This window comes from Flavobacterium fontis (assembly GCF_900129405.1).
In the GTDB taxonomy this organism is placed as follows: domain Bacteria; phylum Bacteroidota; class Bacteroidia; order Flavobacteriales; family Flavobacteriaceae; genus Flavobacterium; species Flavobacterium fontis.
On sequence record NZ_FQVQ01000001.1, the window covers coordinates 450,231 to 467,090 of the forward strand.

13 protein-coding genes are annotated in these 16,860 nt (G+C 42.0%); 6 read left to right on the top strand and 7 right to left on the bottom strand.

The window, feature by feature from the left end:
• Positions 1-54: 54 nt before the first annotated feature.
• Together BUC17_RS02025 and BUC17_RS02030 are read left to right on the top strand one after the other, a co-directional pair.
• A complete protein-coding gene (locus BUC17_RS02025; RefSeq protein WP_234977669.1) occupies positions 55-1,545 on the top strand; it encodes an FAD-dependent oxidoreductase in 1,491 nt (496 codons plus the stop codon).
• The gene (locus BUC17_RS02030) at positions 1,542-2,585 is read left to right on the top strand and encodes a hypothetical protein (protein ID WP_073361033.1); all 1,044 of its coding nucleotides are present in this window, start codon (positions 1,542-1,544) and stop codon (positions 2,583-2,585) included. Before BUC17_RS02025 ends, BUC17_RS02030 begins: the two co-directional genes overlap by 4 nt.
• 13 nt (positions 2,586-2,598) lie before the next feature.
• Here BUC17_RS02030 and BUC17_RS02035 read toward each other — a convergent pair whose 3' ends face one another.
• A complete protein-coding gene (locus tag BUC17_RS02035; protein ID WP_073361036.1) occupies positions 2,599-3,381 on the bottom strand; it encodes a DUF3050 domain-containing protein in 783 nt (260 codons plus the stop codon).
• A 227-nt stretch (positions 3,382-3,608) separates the two neighbouring features.
• On the opposite strand from BUC17_RS02035, the gene BUC17_RS02040 reads away from it, so the two are divergent.
• Positions 3,609-6,134 (top strand): zinc-dependent metalloprotease, encoded by a 2,526-nt coding sequence (locus tag BUC17_RS02040; protein WP_073361040.1) that lies wholly within the window; start codon positions 3,609-3,611, stop codon positions 6,132-6,134.
• Positions 6,135-6,203: 69 nt separating this feature from the next.
• On the opposite strand, the gene BUC17_RS02045 is transcribed toward BUC17_RS02040, so the two are convergent.
• The 6 genes from BUC17_RS02045 to BUC17_RS02070 form a co-directional block, all read right to left on the bottom strand.
• Positions 6,204-7,382 carry an acyl-CoA dehydrogenase family protein gene (locus BUC17_RS02045; protein WP_073361043.1) on the bottom strand — a complete coding sequence of 393 codons (1,179 nt, stop codon included), beginning with the start codon at positions 7,380-7,382 and terminating at the stop codon, positions 6,204-6,206.
• Between the two features lie 217 nt (positions 7,383-7,599).
• Positions 7,600-8,331, bottom strand: a complete 732-nt coding sequence (locus BUC17_RS02050) for a hypothetical protein (RefSeq protein WP_073361047.1) — start codon at positions 8,329-8,331, stop codon at positions 7,600-7,602.
• Positions 8,332-8,420: 89 nt separating this feature from the next.
• Positions 8,421-9,131, bottom strand: coding sequence for a tRNA1(Val) (adenine(37)-N6)-methyltransferase (locus BUC17_RS02055; RefSeq protein ID WP_073361201.1), 711 nt, complete (start codon positions 9,129-9,131; stop codon positions 8,421-8,423).
• Between the two features lie 96 nt (positions 9,132-9,227).
• Positions 9,228-9,578, bottom strand: coding sequence for a four helix bundle protein (locus BUC17_RS02060; protein ID WP_073361050.1), 351 nt, complete (start codon positions 9,576-9,578; stop codon positions 9,228-9,230).
• A gap of 90 nt (positions 9,579-9,668) precedes the next feature.
• Positions 9,669-10,193, bottom strand: a complete 525-nt coding sequence (gene rimM / locus BUC17_RS02065; RefSeq protein ID WP_073361054.1) for a ribosome maturation factor RimM — start codon at positions 10,191-10,193, stop codon at positions 9,669-9,671.
• Between the two features lie 17 nt (positions 10,194-10,210).
• Positions 10,211-10,822, bottom strand: a complete 612-nt coding sequence (locus tag BUC17_RS02070) for a 30S ribosomal protein S16 (RefSeq protein ID WP_073361056.1) — start codon at positions 10,820-10,822, stop codon at positions 10,211-10,213.
• 182 nt (positions 10,823-11,004) lie between these two features.
• Between BUC17_RS02070 and BUC17_RS02075 the strand changes: the two genes are divergently transcribed.
• From BUC17_RS02075 to trxA, 3 genes are all read left to right on the top strand, one after another.
• On the top strand, positions 11,005-11,757 hold the full coding sequence (locus tag BUC17_RS02075; protein ID WP_073361059.1) for a DUF6252 domain-containing protein: 753 nt from the start codon (positions 11,005-11,007) through the stop codon (positions 11,755-11,757).
• Positions 11,758-11,897: 140 nt separating this feature from the next.
• The gene (gene dnaE, locus BUC17_RS02080; protein WP_073361062.1) at positions 11,898-16,406 is read left to right on the top strand and encodes a DNA polymerase III subunit alpha; all 4,509 of its coding nucleotides are present in this window, start codon (positions 11,898-11,900) and stop codon (positions 16,404-16,406) included.
• Positions 16,407-16,491: 85 nt separating this feature from the next.
• Positions 16,492-16,839, top strand: a complete 348-nt coding sequence (gene trxA / locus BUC17_RS02085) for a thioredoxin (protein ID WP_262489248.1) — start codon at positions 16,492-16,494, stop codon at positions 16,837-16,839.
• Positions 16,840-16,860 lie beyond the last annotated feature (21 nt).

The following is a 16,860-nucleotide window of genomic DNA, read 5'->3' on the forward strand; positions in this document are numbered from 1 at the left end:
GCATTAGTTGTTTTGCCGATGTTGCAGGCGTGCAAACAAAAGGCAAAACAATGGGTGGTTAAACTTACCGGAACAAGGCATGTGCTCGGACATCGTTTGTGGAGCAAAGATTTTCCTGCCCCCACAGCACACTTGTCGGTACCGATTGTTATTGTAGGTGGAGGTGTTACAGGACTCAGTGCTGCACGGCAATTGCACCGTAAAGGGCACGATGATTTTTTACTCCTAGAAATGGAAGATCATGTGGGGGGAAATGCTTCAAATGGTGAAAATACCTATACAAAATATCCCCTCGGGGCGCACTATCTACCGTTACCTAATCGGGAAGACCACGAATTGATTGCGTTTTTAAAAGAGTCAAAAATTTTAAAAGAAGAGGACCAAACTGGGCTATTGAATTTTGATGAAACGCAAATTGTTTTTGCGCCCAACGAACGCATTTATTACCGGAATGCCTGGCACGAAGGATTGATTCCTAAATCGGAGTTGAGCGCTAATGATGAAGCACAATTTGCTGCTTTTTTTCAACAAATGGAGTACTACCGCTCTCAAAAAACAGCGGGGAAATATTGGTTTGATATTCCGCTAAAAAATGTCATTTGGGTAAATGAAAATCGCGCACTCGATCAGATGACAATGCGGGAGTGGATGGAGAAACAATGGAGTTCTTCTAAATTATTTGCCTATGTAGATTACTGTTGTCGTGATGATTTTGGGTTGGGAATTGACTATGTATCTGCCTATGCAGGCATTCACTATTTTGCTGCTCGGAAAAAAAATGCCCAACCTGAATATGAAGATGGGGTACTCACATGGCCAGAGGGAAATGCTCGTTTAGTACGTCATTTTCATAGTTATGTTAAAGATAAAACGAAAGTCAATCACATAGTGTATGAGGTGAAAATCAAAGTGGGAGGAGTTGAATTATGGGTTTTTGATGCTCAGAAGAATCAATCTTTGATCATCCATGCCCAAAAAGTCATTATGACAACTCCACAGTTTGTGAATGCCTATTTGTTTGATTCGCACAAAAAATATGCCCGCTCTTTTCATTACGCGCCTTGGTTATTAGCCACATTAGTCGTCTCTGAATTAAAGGATAATGAAACTTATCCGCTGTGTTGGGATAATGTTTTGTATGAATCCGATGGTCTAGGCTATATTTACGATCAACATCAGCATTTGAATCAAGTTTCAACTCCCAAAGTCATTACCTATTATCACAGTTTTTCTTCCGATAACTGCAAAAGAGACCGTAGATTACTTTATCAAAAACCGGCAGAGTATTGGCAACAAAAAGTCTTTAACGAGCTCAAGAAAGCGCATCCGACAATTGAACAAGTAACAGAATCTATGACCATTCATCGGTTGGGACACGGAATGATAAGTCCGAAGCCCGGGTTTATCACAGGGCAAGCCCGACGTAATGCGGCACAAACCATGGAAAATCGTATTTATTTTGCGCACACTGATTTGTCGGGTATTTCTATTTTTGAAGAGGCTTTTCATCAAGGTATTGATGTTGTAAATCAACTTTTGTCATGAGTACACCTTGGATCTATAATCAAAAAAAGGATACATTGTTTATTCTTTTACCTCCGTTCCTTATTGTAGGGGTAGTCTTGTTATGTCAACCTTTTTTTAGCCATTTAGAGGATAAATATGAGTTTGTGAACTGGTTGGTATTCATTGTTTTTATTGATGTTGCACATGTTTATGCCACCTTGTTCAAAACGTATTGGGTCTCTGGAGAAGTTGGTAAACATCGACTCCGCTATTGGGGTATACCCTTAGGTTGTTTTGTCTTGGGCGCTGTATTGTATGCTTTGGGGAGCAAAACTTTTTGGTCGGTTCTAGCTTATTTGGCGGTTTTTCATTTTATAAGACAACAATATGGATTTATGCGGCTGTATAGTAGAACAGAGCATACGAGTTTGCTTAAACGCCGTTGGGATACCGTGATGATTTATGCTGTAACAGGATTACCAATGCTCTATTGGTTTATCACCCCCGACCGAAATTATACTTGGTTTACTCCAGATGATTTTTGGCGACTTTCTTTACCAAACGCAAAACCGTATTGGTATGTTTTGTATATACTTTTTTGGCTAGTCCACATTACAATCACGTTTAAAGAATATCAAAAATTTAACCAAATCAATTGGCCAAAGCAAATGATCATAGTGGGAACAGCCATTTCGTGGTTTACTGGGATTGTTTACTTAAATAGCGACTGGGCCTTTACTGCGATTAATGTTGTGTCGCATGGAGTTCCTTATATGGCCTTGGTTTACTTTAATGAAATCAAGAGCAAGCCCAACGAATTGATTATCGGACAGATACCAAAACAAGCTATTGGCGTTATCACTTTTGTAATTATTGTATGTGGTTTCGCTTTTTGCGAGGAATGGCTTTGGGAAGTTATGGTATGGAAAGAACATTTTACATTTTCAGATTTAGCGACTTTAAACTGGACTGCCCTATGGGTACCTTTGTTAACAGTACCTCAATTCACACATTACATTTTGGACGGAATCATCTGGAAACAAAAAAAGCGAGCAGAAAATTCGGCTCGCTCAACATAACTAAGTTGTATTTTTACACCAATTCCTCGCGAGTGACAACCATCTCTTCAATCGCATCCCATAAACCAAGGCGTTTTTCCAAAGCTTGTTGGGAAACTTCGAGCACTTCATTCCATTTGGTTGCGCTGTCTCCACAAAGTTCTGTAATCATTTGCATCGCCATCGGACCGTGCTCATCGCCATCCAATTCGATATGACGTTCAAAGTAGTAAATTAGCTTTGACAAATCGGTTTGTGGGAAATTTTGCTGGAAGTTCTTTAAAATCTCAGTGAACATCGTCGGAATCAAATCTTCTCTCCCAAAAGTAAAAGCAGCTGCAATTTTATGCGCCTTCCCTTCTTCAATGACCCGAAAGGTGAAGTCTAAAAATGCGCGTACCTTCGGATGCACTTCCGCATGTTTGATGGAAACAAATATGTTTTGCGTTTTTTGAATATCCTCCAAAAAGCGTTGAACCGCCAGCGTATTGGCTCCGCATTGGTTCATGGCGTCCAAGTACATCTCAAAATGACTTTGGCGTTTTCCATCCATCGCAAGGTCTGTTTCTTCCGCCACAACAATTTCATTAATCAAATAGCGTACTTCAGGATTTCCAACCGGTAACCATGGCGTCGTGGTACAGGTGAGTTGCTGTTGTAACGCTTTTAACAACGACATAAAATCCCAAACCGCATAGACATGGTGTTCTAGGAAACAGTGTAAATCGTCAAGGGTTCGAATTTTATCGTAAAGCGGATGCTGTAGCAATTGGTCTTTCAACGGTTGAAGAGCGCCGTTTATGTCTGAAATTTGCATAGTATTTTTTTGTAAAAATAAAAATGCTTCTCAAATACAAGAAGTATTTTATATCAATTTTATTTATTGTTTGATTTTTTTTGAAAGGTTATTCCAACTCTACTGAGACTCTTTCTCAAGCGGGAGTGTAAATAAAGAATTTGCTCTAGACACCAGATGTTAATTTTGATATAAAACACGACATTGTTCGTTCTTAATTGTATTTTTAACCAACTAAACTTACGAATATGTATAACCAATCTTTAAAAGTTTTTGTACTGCTTTTACTTTTTTTAAGTACAGAGATTATCGCTCAGAAAAAAGATAAAAATACAGCGCCACCTGCACAAGAAGCCAAGAAACCCGAGGGTAAGAAAGAGCCAAAACCCTACAAAAAAGTAATCGATTCAACGGCCATCACTCAAAAAGGCTTGATCGATGTACACAAGGTTGCAGATAAATACTTGTTTGAAATTCCAAATTCCCTTATCGGAAAAGAAATTATGACCACCACACGGTATTCCAAAACACCCGCTGGAGGTGGAATTTTTGGTGGGGAAGAAGTAAATCGACAGGTCGTTCGTTTTGAAAAAGGGTTAAACAACACCATCATTTTGCGTTCCATCACCTATGTGATCATGGCCAAAGAGGAAGACAAACCCATCACCCAATCGGTGCGAAACTCCAGCGCCGATCCTATTATTGGGATTTATGACATTTTAGCCTACAAAAAAGACGAAGCCGGCAAAGAAAATGTGGCCAGTGTAATTGACATGACTCCCACTTTTGAAGCCGATGTGCAAACCTTTTCCTTGGACCCGATCAAAAAGCAATTGTTAAGCATCCAAGCGTTTCAAAAAGATAAATCGTTCATTCAATATGTAAAAAGTTTCCCTATTAATACAGAAATCAGAACGACGAAAACATTTACCACGGTAGCACCTCAAATCTCCAGAACACCCGCACCTAAAATTGGCGTTGATTTACCTGCAGGTTTAGATGCTGGGGTAGTAACTATGGAATTGAATACTTCTTTTATTTTATTGCCCGAAAAGCCCATGCGCAAGCGTACTTTTGATAAACGGGTAGGGTATTTTGCCAACCGATACAGTGTTTTTGAAGAAGAATCGCATAAAGCCGATACCGATATTTTTGCGGTTCGCTGGCGTTTGGAACCAAAAAATGAAGAAGACGCTCAAAAACAAAAACGAGGTGAGTTGATCGAACCCCTTAAGCCGATTGTTTATTATATCGACCCGGCAACACCTGATAAGTGGAAACCCTTCATTAAACAAGGAATTGACGATTGGCAAGTAGCCTTTGAAGGCGCAGGGTGGAAAAACGCTATTCGCGGCGAATATTGGCCTGAAAACGATCCGACCATGAGTTTGGAAGACGCCCGATTTTCGGTGTTGCGCTACTTTGCTGCCGATATCCAAAATGCCTACGGTCCGAACGTGCACGACCCGAGAACAGGGGAAATTATGGAAAGTCACATCGGTTGGTACCATAATATTATGAGTTTGTTGCGCGATTGGTATCTCATTCAAACCGCGGCAGTCGATCCCAAAGCAAGAAATAAAAAATTTGACGATCAGTTAATGGGTGAACTCATTCGTTTTGTAGCCGCTCACGAAGTAGGCCATACCCTTGGTTTACGACATAATATGGGAGCAAGTAATGCTACACCGGTGGAAATGTTGAGAAATCCCGAATACCAAAAGAAAAACGGTCACACCTCTTCCATTATGGATTATGCCCGATTTAATTATGTGGCGCAACCCGGCGATGGGGTCACCGATCTATTCCCGCGTATAGGCGATTATGATAAATGGGCCATCAAATGGGGATATTCCTATTTTGCAGATGCGAAATCGGAAGAGGAGGAGAAAGCCTTGCTCAACGAAATGACCAAAGAAGCCTACAAAAATCGCCGTCTTTGGTTTGGTACCGAAAGTAGTCCTTTTGATCCGCGTTATCAAACAGAAGATTTAGGCGATAATGCAATGAAAGCCTCCGAATATGGGATTAAAAATTTAAAATACATTTTACCCAACCTTATCGAATGGAGTAAAGAAAAGGGCGAAGATTATTCGGAACTAGAAGACATGTACACCGCTTTGGTGGGTCAGTTTAGACGCTATATGGGTCATGTGACGAAAAATGTGGGCGGAATTTATGAGACCCCAAAAACCTATGACATGCAAGGCAACGAATACGAAACGGTGCCGTCAAGCATTCAAAATGAAGCGGTAGACTTTTTGAATAAGCAATTGTTTAAAACACCTACTTGGTTGTTGGATCAAAATATCTTGGCAAAAATTTATCCCGATAAAGGAGTCGAACTCATGCGTGGAATACAAGAAGGTACGCTCTCCAGTTTAATGTCGTTGGATCGAATGGCCCGTTTGATGGAAACCGCTTCGTTAGGAAAAGATAATTACTCGGTAGACGAATTGATGAGCGATTTGAAAAACGGAATTTTCTCGGAACTTAAATCCAATACCCCGATTGATGTGTACCGAAGAAATTTGCAAAAAGCGTTTGTTTCAAAACTGATTGATGCGATCAAATTGGATAAAAGTGCGGTGGCCAATTTTAACGGAAGACGCATCGTTATGGTCGACACCGATTTGCCCTCGATTGCACGCGGTCATTTAATAGAACTGAAAAATCAATTGAAAGTGGCCAATACTACGACAACCGATCGTTTAAGCAAATTTCATATCGCTGATTTAATCGCCAGAATTGATCAAGCGCTGAATCCAAAGTAAAATCTCATGTAATGCCAAAAAAAATGCTTCACAACTCGTGAAGCATTTTTTGTATAAAAGGAAGTTATTTTATTTGAATGCTGGGATTCCCGTAATATCAGCCCCTGTGATTAACAAGTGGATATCATGCGTTCCCTCATAGGTAATCACCGATTCCAAGTTCATGCTGTGACGCATAATCGAGTATTCTCCCGTGATTCCCATACCGCCTAATATCTGACGGGCCTCACGCGCAATGTTGATCGCCATATCCACGTTGTTGCGTTTTGCCATCGAAATTTGAGCAGTAGTCGCTTTTCCTTCGTTTCTCAAAACACCCAAACGCCAGGTCAATAATTGGGCTTTGGTGATTTCGGTAATCATTTCGGCCAATTTTTTCTGTTGCAATTGATAGGCTGCAATCGGTTTGTCAAATTGGATGCGCTCTTTCGCATAACGTAAAGCGGTGTCATAACAGTCCATCGCAGCGCCAATCGCTCCCCAAGCAATTCCATAACGTGCCGAATCCAAGCAGCCTAGCGGCGCACCCAATCCGGATTTGTTGGGTAATAAATTTTCTTTAGGAACCTTTACATTGTCGAAAATCAATTCTCCCGTAGCCGAAGCGCGTAACGACCATTTGTTGTGCGTTTCGGGCGTAGAAAACCCTTCCATGCCGCGTTCTACGATTAATCCGTGAATACGACCTTCTTCGTTTTTGGCCCAAACCACAGCGATATCCGCAAACGGAGCATTTGAAATCCACATTTTGGCACCGTTCAACAAATAATGGTCGCCCATGTCTTTAAAGTTGGTAACCATACCCCCGGGATTCGACCCAAAGTCGGGTTCGGTCAAGCCAAAACAACCCATCATTTCACCCGTTGCCAATTTGGGAAGGTACTTCATGCGCTGTGCTTCGTTACCATATTTCCAAATCGGATACATCACCAAAGACGATTGCACCGATGAGGTTGAACGCACCCCAGAGTCGCCGCGCTCAATCTCTTGCATGATCAAGCCGTATGAAATTTGATCCAATCCTGCACCACCATATTCGACAGGAATATAAGGGCCAAAACCACCAATTTCTCCCAAACCTTTGATAATTTGTGTTGGGAATTCAGCACGCTGGGCATAATCCTCAATGATCGGAGAAACTTCGCGTTTCACCCAAGCACGAGCCGCTTCACGTACCAATTTATGTTCGTCTGTCAATAAATCATCCAACAAATAATAGTCGGGAGCTTGAAATAAGTCTGGTTTCATGTGTTTGTTTGTTGTTAACGGATTTACCGTCGGATTGTTACTTTACGAAAACGTTTGCAAATTTAACAAAACCCCTTTCAGAATAAAACGAACAGTTGTTATTTTTTGAAGCTTTTTCCTGCTATCCGCTGTACTTGCCTTCCGGTGAAGGGAGGTCTCCCACCTTGCGTCGGGAGGATGCCGCTCCTACCAGCCTGCCGGCAGGCAGGTCAGGATGCTAGGGCTTGGGTGCTACAAGGGTGGTTTGGACTTGAAACGCCTTCTTTTTTTGGAGAAAAAATTCCGTCAATTCTAAACCATTCTCCCGTGCCAACAGGGTTTGAAGCTGGGGATCTTCCATACAAAATTTTAAAAATGGCGCTTTTTCTTCGGGCTTTAAGCGTAAAGTTGTCGTCCAGTAATCTTCTGTAAAATGACGATCTATAAATTGGTCGAGGGTTTCGGCATTGGCTGTAGGTTCCTCTTTTTTCTTTTTAAAAAGTTTCCCAATTCCTTTAAACAAGGATACAAAATTTACTCCATAAGGCATGGATCCGTCATACACTCCCGTATACGAGCGTAATTCTTCTTTTTTTAGCTCCGCCAACCGTTGCTCGCCCGGGCTGACACTTACTTTAACATTGCTCAGATTGTCGACAGCTACCTCATCCAATTGAATCGCTTTGGGAGTAAGTTCAATATCGTAGAGCCAAACGGTTTCACTCACAATAGTGATTTTTTTTATTTCAAAATCAGGGTGTACAATGTAAAGTACATCATTTAAGGCCACGTCAATAGAAAAGGAACCATCGGGCGCTGACGTGACATGTTTTTGTGTTCGGGAATTGGCAATATCGGCTTTTGCAATCCACATTTCTTGCGAGCGCAAAGTGCCCTGTATGCGAAAACTCTGACCCACAGCATCGGTGAAAGCAAAGAGAAGGAAAAAGAAACCGAGAGCCGTTTTCATAGGAGAAAAGTTAGTGTAACGAAGGTACAAATTCCCAAAGCGCTCCTGTTCCAAAATTTTGTTAATTCTAGGGATTGTATGCGATCATCTTATTTTTTATCCAAATAAAAGTCGTTGGTAAGAGCGCGATAGGCTTCGGTATAGCAGTGGCGTTCAAGTTCGATAACCATCCTGTCGGTAGTCAGGGAGCGTTGTTCTCGTGAAAAGGCAAGAAGGCTGCGCTTTACGGGGCTAGTGGGCGTGCCTTGTACGTGGGTAATTTTAAAAGGATACAATTCGTTCTCACGAGCCAAATCAATAATTCGTTCCTCTTCTTTGGCGGGAATGATAAGCGCAAGCACTCCAATCTCCGAAAGCAGAATACCCGCAGCTTCCAGGATATCTTCAAAAGGCAACGATTGATTTTGACGGGCACGATCGCGGTGTTCACTGCCCGACGAAACGGTTTCTGTATAAAAAGGTGGATTGGAAACGATCAAATCATATACTTCGTCTTGCAATTCCTCCATAAAATCGTCCAGCGAGGCATGAAAGCAAAAGAGACGGTCGTTCCAAGGGGAGTTCTCAAAATTTTCAACGGCTTGTTCAAAAGCATCGGCATCGATTTCAAGCGCGTCAAGGTGTTCGGCTGCGCTTCGTTGGGCAAGCATCAAAGCGATGAGTCCGGTACCTGTTCCAATATCCAAAATCGAAAACGGATGATGGTCCAAAGGCGTCCAAGCACCCAAGAGCACCCCATCGGTACCTACTTTCATGGCACAACGGTCTTGCTCAATGGTGAATTGTTTAAATTGAAACATAGGGGTAAAATCTAAGTGGGGAAATTCCAATCTGTAAAATTCCAAATTCCAAAAAATCCCGAAATTCCAAAATTGGGGAAATTATGATGGGCAAAATTAGGAAGAACTTTTGGATATAATGGCTGAAAATATTTTTCTTAGTTCATCGGCTTCCTCAAATAATGAAATCGAGTTTTCTCTATAATCAGGATTTAATTCTTGCAATAATCGTATCCAATATTTCGATTCTTTTGCTTCTTTTCGGGATGTTTTTATTTTAAACAAAAAGTCTTTATCGCCAAGTTTTTCATTTGCTTCAATGTAATTCGCTCCAACCGAACCCGATGAACGAACGAGTTGTTTTCCGTCTTCTAGGGTTGAAATTGTTTTGGGAAGTTTTCGGACATATATCCGACAGTTTTTTGCAAATAAATAGGTTCTTTCTTCTAAGTCATAAGGCTTTTCCATAAAATCTTGATTTGGCGTTTAAAAAATTGGTCCCGATGCTTCGGGAGGTGTTTAAAGTATTGGAATTTAGGATTTTTTTATTGGAATTTCTTAAAGATATAAATCCACCAATCCTTCAGGCGTATTGAGTACAATTTTCTTTTGGACGCGATTCACTTCAATAATGAAATCGTCAATCATGGGAACAAGAATTTGGCGGGTATTCCATTCAATTTCAAATAGGGGCTGGGCTGTCGTATCGTTTACGCCTACAATTTCACCTATAGGGCCTAAGCGCTGATCTTCCACGGCAAACCCAATAATTTCGTGGAAATAAAACTGATTTCCCTCAAGAGGAGGGAGCGCCGAAAGGGGAAGGTAAACTTCACTGCCTAGAATTTCATCGGCCTCGGCTTCAGAATCGACGTCTTCAAACTTGACGCGGAGAAAATCTCCTTTGTGGAGTTGTGCTGTTTCAATAAAAAATGGAACCAGATTTTTGCCTAAATCGACAAAAACTGATTCCATATTTTCATATAATTCGGGTTGATCCGTATCTAAATAGAGTAGGACTTCTCCTTTGAAGCTAAATTTTTTCGCGATTTTGCCGAGATAGAAACAGTCTTTCTTTCGCATTACCGCTGGATAACGAATTAAGCTTCTTCGCTAGTTTCTTCAGCAGCAGGAGCTTCTGGAGCTTCCTCAACCGCAGGAGCTTCTTCTGTCGCCACTTCAGCCACTACTTCTTCAGTAGCTGCTTCAGCTGCTTCTTCCGCAACTTCCTCTGTTGCTGCTTCTGCTTCAGCAGCTTTCAAAGCTTCTTCAGCGGCTTTAGCACGTTTTTCGTTGATTTCTTTTTCAGCTTTCAATGCTTTTGCTTTAGCATCATCTTTCGCTTTAGACAAACCGTCTTTTTTAGCGTTTACTTTCGCTGCTTTTTCTTCCAACCAAGCCGCTAATTTAGCATCAGCTTGCTCTTGCGTCAAAGCGCCTTTGCGAACACCACCATCCAAGTGATGTTTCAACAAAGCTCCTTTGTACGATAAAATAGCACGTGCAGTGTCGGTAGGTTGTGCACCATTGTGTAACCACTGAACCGCTTTGTCTAAATGTAATTCTACCGTTGCAGGGTTGGTGTTCGGATTGTAGATTCCAATTTTTTCTAAGAATTTACCATCTCTTTTGGCACGCGCATCGGCGGCTACAATCCAGTAAAAAGGTTTCCCTTTTTTACCATGTCTTTGTAATCTAATTTTTACTGACATAATCGAATGATTTGTTTATGGGGTACTCGACCCCGGTTATTGAGGGCGCAAATATACAAAACATTTTAATTCAAATTACTCGAACTCAAAAAAATAGCGTTGCCCGATAAAAACCATAAAAAATAGGGTGTAATTCCTTAAAAAAACTATTTTTGTATTACAAATACCGAATAATTACGTACATGAAAAAATTAATTGCCCTATTTCTAGTTGTGTTGACTTTTTCTTCTTGTTCAGAAGAAATTAAATTTAACGATCCGGGTTTTCAAGCCTATCGCGACGGCATTTTATTTCGAGGAATTGATGTAAAAGCCTATAAATCGGCTTCAACCAACGCTATTCGTTTTGTAGCTTTGGCTGAAGATGAAGAGGTTGAATTGCGTGTGGCCAATGGAAATCCAGGTACCTATTTCTTTGGAACCTCCAATACAGGAATCAAAGCAACGTATCAATCTTCGTTCAACGACATCGAATTGGCGTATGAAACAAAAATTATCAACGGCCCTGTAGCCAATATCGCTTCAGGGATCGTAGCAGGAGGGTCGGGGTACACCGCCAATTGTACAACTGTAGCAGGTGTAGTTACGTGTAGTGGATCCTATCCCACTACCGGAGGAAGTGGTAGCGGACTCACGGTTTCGATATCCACAAATGCGGCAGGAGCAATCACAGCAGCTCGCGTAGCCTCCCCCGGAAACGGATACAAAGCCGGTGATGTAATTACTGTGGTAGGCGGTAATGGACTTGGACGTGTTCGCGTCCTTAATGTAGAAGGAAGTAATGGTGAAATAAAAATTACGCAAAATAACGGAACCATCATTTCGGGAGAATTTAAATTTAATGCAGTACAAACTACTACCAACCCTTTAGGCGGTGACTTGGTGAATTTCCAATACGGGACCTTCTATCAAATCCCTATTTTCCCCGAACCGTAAGGGTCAAAATTTCATAAAATATAGAAAGCTGTCTTTAACGAGACAGCTTTTTTTGTTGATAACTATTCCTTGAATCTTCTCAGGCGAAAGTGTATTTTTGAAACGAAAGGCAAGGTGTTTTTAAGCCTTAAAAATCGACTATGTATTTAATTTTTGATACCGAAACTACAGGATTACCCCGCAATTGGGCCGCTCCAATTACCGATACCGATAACTGGCCAAGAGCAGTACAAATTGCTTGGCAGTTGCATGACGAATGGGGTAATCTTATAGACAACCAAGATTATTTAGTGATTCCCGAAGGCTATGATATTCCGTATGATGCCGAACGGGTTCATGGCATTTCAACTGAGTTGGCCCATAAGTACGGGGTAGATTTACGTGAAATGCTACTAAAATTCAATGCCGCACTAGCCCAAACAAAATTTATAGTAGGGCAAAATGTCGGTTTTGATGTCAATATCATGGGGTGTGAGTTTCATCGCGCGGGAATTCCTACTGCATTATCACAACTTCCCGTTTTAGACACGTGTACCGAGGTTACAGCCGGTTTATTGCAACTTCCGGGTGGTCGCGGGGGACGTTACAAACTGCCCACGCTAACCGAATTACATGAATACCTGTTTGGGGAACCTTTTGGGGAGGCGCACAATGCCACTGCCGACGTGGAGGCAACAACTCGCTGTTTCTTGGAGTTGATTCGACGAGAAATTTTCACCAAAACCGAACTCGGTGTTACGTCCGACTATTTCCAGCAATTTAAAGCGCGAAATCCTCAGCCTATACCTCCCGTTGGGTTGACCCATTTGAACTTGAAAAAGGAATCAGAGGAGCTTCGCAAAAAAGCCAATCCCACCCCAGCCACTCCGATTTCGCATCAAGATATCGCACAAGGACAGGCTGAAATGGCGACGGTTGATTTCGTGCATTTGCACAACCATACGCAATTCTCTGTACTACAGTCGACGATATCCGTAAAAGATTTGGTGCAAGCGGCCGTGCAACACAAAATGCCTGCCGTAGCCATGACCGATATCGGCAATATGATGGGGGCTTTTCACTTTGTGCGAGACGTTATGGCGCACAATAAAACGGCCAAACAAAAAAATGAACAAGCCCTTGAAGCAGGGGAAACACCCACAGAAACCATACTCAAACCTATAGTAGGGTGCGAATTTAATGTGTGTGATAACCACAAAGATCGAACCCGAAAGGACAACGGGTATCAAGTGGTTTTTTTGGCCAAAAATAAACGCGGGTATCACCATCTTGCCAAAATGGCTTCCATTGCTTACACGGCCGGTTTTTATTATGTGCCGCGTATTGACAAAGAAATTATCCAGCAGTATAAAGAAGATCTTATCGTGCTCACCGGAAGTTTGTATGGTGAAGTGCCGAGCAAAATTCTTAATGTCGGCTTGCACCAAGCAGAAGAAGCGCTGTTGTGGTGGAAAGCCCAGTTTGGAGATGATTTGTATATCGAACTCATGCGGCACCAACAAGAGGATGAAAATCGCGTAAACAGTGCATTAATTGATCTCTCTCGCAAGCATCATATTAAAACCGTGGCAACCAATAATGTTTTCTATGTAAAAAAAGAAGACGCCAATGCCCACGACATTCTCTTGTGTGTGCGGGACGGGGAAAAACAATCTACACCCATTGGACGCGGCCGTGGCTACCGATTTGGTTTACCCAATCAGGAGTACTATTTCAAATCGGGCGCCGAAATGAAGCAACTGTTTGCCGATTTTCCTGAAGCCATCACCAATATTGCAGAGGTCGTCGATAAAATTGAAATTTACGATCTAGCCCGTGAAGTGCTTTTGCCCAAATTTGAAATCCCTTCGGAGTTTGAAGACCCTTTAGACACAGACGATGGCGGGAAACGCGGAGAAAATAATTATTTACGTTTTCTAACCTACAAAGGGGCCGAAAAACGCTACCCTGAACTCACGGAAGAAATTCGCGAACGCCTCGATTTTGAGTTGGCTACTATTGAGCGAACCGGGTATCCGGGGTACTTTTTGATTGTGCAAGATTTTATCGCAGAAGCCCGTAGAATGGGAGTTTCTGTGGGGCCAGGGCGTGGTTCAGCCGCGGGAAGTGCTGTGGCCTATTGCTTGGGAATTACCAACATCGACCCGATTGCCTACGACCTACTTTTTGAGCGTTTCTTGAATCCTGATCGGGTGTCCATGCCTGATATTGATATTGATTTTGATGACGAAGGACGCAGTAAAGTTATGGATTATGTTATCCAAAAATACGGCTCCAATCAGGTAGCACAAATCATTACCTACGGGACCATGGCCGCCAAATCCTCAGTGCGCGATACCGCTCGGGTATTGGATTTGCCCTTGTTTGAAGCCGATAAAATAGCCAAACTGATTCCGAATAACCTGAATTTGGCCAAAATTTTCTCCTTGGAAAATGACAAACTCAAGGCCGCGTTACGGGCAGATGAATTTGATAAAGTCAAAGAGCTCATTGAATTGGCGAATGGGGGCGATTTAAGTTCCGAAACCATTCAACAGGCGAAAGTGTTAGAAGGAAATTTAAGAAATACGGGAATTCATGCCTGTGGAGTGATTATCACCCCGAGCGACATTACCGATTATGTTCCTGTGGCAACGGCCAAGGATTCTGAACTGTTTGTGACTCAATTTGACAACTCGGTCGTAGAAAGTGCAGGGTTATTGAAAATGGACTTTTTGGGGTTGAAAACGTTGACCCTTATCAAAGACACCTGTAAACTGGTGAAATACCGCACCGGAATCGAGTTAGATCCCGATGCTTTCCCCATTGATGATGTCAAAACTTATGAGTTGTTCCAGCGTGGGGAAACGGTAGGGATTTTCCAATATGAATCGCCGGGAATGCAAAAGTATATGAAGGAGTTGAAGCCTACGGTTTTTGGGGATTTGATTGCGATGAATGCCTTGTATCGTCCGGGACCCTTGGAGTATATTCCCTCGTTTATTCGTCGTAAAAACGGAGAAGAGCCCATCACCTACGACTTGGATGCTTGTGAAGAATATTTGAAAGAGACTTACGGAATTACGGTCTACCAAGAGCAGGTAATGTTGTTGTCGCAAAAGTTGGCCAATTTCTCCAAAGGGGATGCCGACGTTTTGCGGAAAGCAATGGGTAAAAAACAAAAAGATGTTTTGGATAAAATGAAATCCAAGTTCATCGACCAAGCGGTGGCCAACGGACATAATGCAGAAAAGCTGGATAAAATTTGGAAAGACTGGGAAGCTTTCGCGAGTTACGCTTTCAACAAATCCCACTCCACTTGTTATGCTTGGGTCGCCTATCAAACGGCCTATCTCAAAGCCCATTATCCTGCAGAGTATATGGCGGCCGTACTTTCCAATAATATGAATGACATTAAACAAGTTTCGTTCTTTATGGAAGAGTGTAAACGCATGGGATTGAAAGTGTTGGGTCCCGATGTAAACGAGTCGTTCTATAAATTTACCGTAAACGAAGACTATGCCGTTCGTTTTGGAATGGGAGCCATAAAAGGCGTGGGGCAAGGTGCAGTTGATACGATAGTAGCGCAACGAAAAGAAGGAAAATACCGCTCTATTTTTGATTTGGCGAAGCGAATTGACTTGCGTGCAGCCAATAAAAAAGCCTTTGAAAATCTAGCTTTGGCAGGCGGATTCGATGGCTTTGAAGCTACCCACCGTGCCCAATATTTTCACCATGATGGCGATGGAATTACTTTCTTGGAAAAAGCCATTCGGTATGGTGCCAAGTTTCAAGAAAACGAAAATTCGGCTCAAGTCAGTCTTTTTGGCGAAGCCAGTGAAATTCAAATTGCCGAACCCCAAATTCCCCCCTGTGAAGAGTGGACCACTATGGCCAAGTTAGCCCGGGAGAAAGAGGTGGTTGGGATTTATATTTCGGGACATCCCCTGGATGATTATCGTTTTGAAATGAAATATTTCTGTAATGTACGTTTGGAACATTTGAAGCAACTAGAGCCGTTGGTTAATAAAACACTAACTTTTGGCGGGATTGTGACCAATGTACAGTTCAAAACCGGGAAAAATGGAAAAGATTGGGCCATGTTCACCTTGGAAGGCTACGACGAAAACCATGAGTTCCGCATTTTTGATGAAGAATATTTAAAATTCCGTCATTTTTTGGTCAACAATCAATTTGTGTTTTTTAAAGTATTGGTGCGTGAAGGATGGGTAAATCGGGAAACGGGTAAAAAATCAGATCCTCGAATTACCTTTCAAGACGCCAAATTATTGGCCGATGTACTGCCTACGTTTGCCAAGAAGCTGGTCATACAAATGAATATCCAAGAGTTGCATCAAGCGATGATTGAACAATTGGCAGCCTTATTTCAAGCGCATAAAGGTGAACATCCGATTAGTTTTGAGGTGATGGAACTCGAACGGGTGAAAAAGAAAGCAGAAGCGGTCATTAAAGCGGTTGAAGTGCCTGCTGTAGAGGGCGATGAAACGTTGGAGGACAGTGAGGCCTTTGTAGACGAATTGCCCGCCGATACCGAAGAACTTCGCGTTGTTACACATTTGGCCATGCCTAGCCGTAAAGTGAAAATTAAAATTTCAAGGGATTTGTTGAGTGAATTAGAAAAAATGCAACTCAACTTTAAATTGAATTAGTATTGTTTTCACCAATTAAAAAATAACTAAAAGTAATCTTAATGTCGATGGCGGGCCCATAGATTTGGTTATCTTTGTGCTTTAAATAGGAAAACATAACTTAAATAAGAATAGCATGGCATTAGCAATTACCGATGCTACTTTTGAAGAAGTAGTATTGCAATCTGATAAACCAGTTTTGGTTGATTTTTGGGCAGCTTGGTGCGGTCCGTGTCGTATGGTAGGTCCAGTAATCGATGAAATTTCATCAGAATATGAGGGCAAAGCAGTGGTTGGAAAAGTCGATGTAGACGCCAATCAAGAGTTTGCCGCTAAATACGGAGTGCGTAACATTCCCACCGTTTTGGTGTTCCAAAATGGAGAGGTAGTAGGAAGACAAGTAGGAGTAGCTCCGAAAAAAACCTACACCGATGCAATCGATGCGTTATTATAACGGATATACGAAAGTGAATGA